We start from the raw sequence: 1,149 nt of genomic DNA on the forward strand, positions 1-1,149 counted from the left end.
CCGCATCCGCACCCTGCGCCAGGGCGGCGGCCTGTCCGGCTTCACCAAGCGCTCCGAGAGCGTCTACGACCCGTTCGGAGCCGCCCATTCCTCGACCTCGATCTCGGCCGCCCTCGGCATGGCGGTCGCCCGCGACCTCGACTCCGAGGCCGCCAAGGCCAAGGGCCGGACCGCCAAGCGCCGCAACGCCATCGCGGTGATCGGCGACGGCTCGATGTCGGCTGGCATGGCGTATGAAGCCATGAACAATGCCGGCGCCCTGCACTCGCGCCTGATCGTGATCCTCAACGACAACGACATGTCGATCGCCCCGCCGGTCGGCGCGATGTCGGGCTACCTCGCCCGGCTGGCGTCGGGCGGCACCTACCAGTCCCTGCGCGAGACCGCCAAGCAGCTCGGCAAGCTCCTGCCGAAGGCGCTCTACCAGCGCGCGGCCGCGGCGGAAGAATACGCCCGCTCGCTGGTGGTCGGCGGCGGCACGATGTTCGAGGAGATGGGGTTTCACTATGTCGGCCCGGTCGACGGGCACAACCTCGACCAGTTGCTGCCGGTCCTGAAGAACGTCCGCGACGCCGAGCACGGCCCGATCCTGCTCCACGTCGTCACCCGCAAGGGCAAGGGCTACGCACCCGCCGAGGCTTCGGCCGACCGCTACCACGGCGTGGTCAAGTTCGACGTGGTCTCGGGCGTGCAGGCCAAGGCCAAGCCCAACGCCCCGGCCTACACCCGGGTGTTCGGCGAGAGCCTGATCAAGGCGGCCGATGCCGACGACCGGGTCGTGGCGATCACCGCGGCGATGCCCGGCGGCACCGGCATCGACCTGTTCGGCAAGGCGCACCCGGACAAGACCTTCGACGTCGGCATCGCCGAGCAGCACGCGGTGACGTTCGCCGGCGGCCTGGCGACGGAGGGCTACCGGCCGTTCGTGGCGATCTACTCGACCTTCCTGCAGCGGGCCTACGATCAGGTCGTGCACGACGTGGCTTTGCAGAACCTGCCCGTGCGGTTCTGTCTGGACCGGGCCGGCTTGGTCGGCGCCGACGGGGCGACGCATGCCGGGGCGTTCGATCTGGCGTATCTGTGCTGCCTGCCGAACATGACCGTGATGGCGGCGTCCGACGAGGCCGAACTGGTGCACATGGTGGCGAC

1 protein-coding gene is annotated in these 1,149 nt (G+C 69.9%); it reads left to right on the forward strand.

Features of this window, described 5'->3' with window-relative positions:
* Window positions 1–1,149: 1-deoxy-D-xylulose-5-phosphate synthase (gene dxs, locus MKL09_RS06035; RefSeq protein WP_244018897.1), on the forward strand; the 1,149-nt coding region annotated here is incomplete at both ends.

This window comes from Methylobacterium sp. J-048 (assembly GCF_022829515.1).
Taxonomy (GTDB): domain Bacteria; phylum Pseudomonadota; class Alphaproteobacteria; order Rhizobiales; family Beijerinckiaceae; genus Methylobacterium.